Consider the following 1,413-nt stretch of genomic DNA (forward strand, 5'->3'; position numbering starts at 1 on the left):
TTTTTTTTGTAGCCATTTCATGAGTTTTTAAAAGGTTAATAAAAACAAAGTTACTAAAACGGCGAATGGGAAAAGCTACCGGAGGTTTAGTTCAACATCGTATTGGCAATAGGCGGGGTTTCGTTCTCCGCAGACAGTTTAGTGGTAGCCGAAAGTTTTGTGCTCCGCATAAAGTTCAGTGCTAAAAATCCCGCCCATCGCCAATACGCGGCACGTTATAGGCAATTTCACCAAAAGATCGTCAAATGAAAGAAAAGATTACAATTTTTATTTTTATTATTTTTTGTAATTTGTTAAATGCTCAAAATACAATTTTGTGGAAAATCACGAACCCTAAAAGTGAAAAAACTTCATATTTAGTAGGAACATTACACCAGTATGGTGAAAATTTTGTCAATAGATTTCCAAAAATTGAGAAAATTCTTTCAAATTCGGAAATAGCGTTATTTGAAAGTTTAACGATAGATTCTCTAGCAACTAACAAATTGATTAATTCACGTACAATTAATAATAATCTTGAAAAATATTTTAATAAAGAACAAGTTGAAAAACTCAAAATTTACACAGAAAATAGCGAGCTAAATCTTTATAAATTAACAGCAATTGAATTAAAATTTAAACTACAACAAAAATATACAAAGGTCGTATGTAAAACAGTAGAAATACATGAAAAGAATGACCATTTCGATGCGTATTTAATTAAGCTTTCTGACAAACATAAGATAACTAAAAAAGGATTTGAAACATTAGAGGAACAAATAAAATTGCTTAATAAGCAATACCAAGATACTAATTGGAAAAATCAAAAGAAATCTATTTTATTTTATCTAGAGCATATTACATCTCCAAAACCAAAAACTAACGATAAAGAAAATTTATGCGGATTTTCAGAAAAGTATAGGAATTTTGACTTGGACTATCAATTTACCAGGTCAGCGAATTTAAAAATATTAGTTACCGAAAGAAATAATAATTGGATGAATGAGTTACTTCCACAATTAGAACAAAAAAACGCCTTTATCGCAGTTGGATTTATGCACCTGATGTATAAAGAAGGAATAATAAATCAATTAAGAGAAAAAGGATTTATTGTTGAGCCCGAAAAATTGAATTAAAGAAACTGCCTATAATAACTAAGCTTTCGTTTTGTCTGCAAGACAAGAAATGAATTACCAATCACCGATTCCATTAAAAAAAATAAAATAGGAGGTAAAGCCCGTTGAACGGAAGCTCCGGTGGCTTTTCAGCGGTATGATGGTCCTCTTATGGGGATGTCGATTTTAGAATTTAGAGGTACCAAGCAGTTTTTTCGGAAGGACTGCTTTTTTTTGTGGCCTTTTGTGGTCTTTGTGGGTGTTTTCTGCTGTTTTTCTTCGCTGCAGAACATAGGTTCCCTTACCCGCAAAGGTTATT

1 protein-coding gene is annotated in these 1,413 nt (G+C 31.6%); it reads left to right on the forward strand.

Annotated elements, in window-relative coordinates; genetic code table 11:
• The first annotated feature begins 245 nt into the window (after positions 1 to 245).
• Positions 246 to 1,115 carry a TraB/GumN family protein gene (locus AP75_RS13965; RefSeq protein WP_031504808.1) on the forward strand — a complete coding sequence of 290 codons (870 nt, stop codon included), beginning with the start codon at positions 246 to 248 and terminating at the stop codon, positions 1,113 to 1,115.
• Positions 1,116 to 1,413: the final 298 nt, after the last annotated feature.

The sequence above is a fragment of the Kaistella haifensis DSM 19056 genome, from assembly GCF_000735695.2.
GTDB classification, from domain to species: domain Bacteria; phylum Bacteroidota; class Bacteroidia; order Flavobacteriales; family Weeksellaceae; genus Kaistella; species Kaistella haifensis.

What these genes read in the sequence shown, in the direction of transcription:
- AP75_RS13965 (WP_031504808.1), top strand. Translation starts at nt 246, where the DNA reads ATGAAAGAAAAGATTACAATTTTTATTTTTATTATTTTTTGTAATTTG.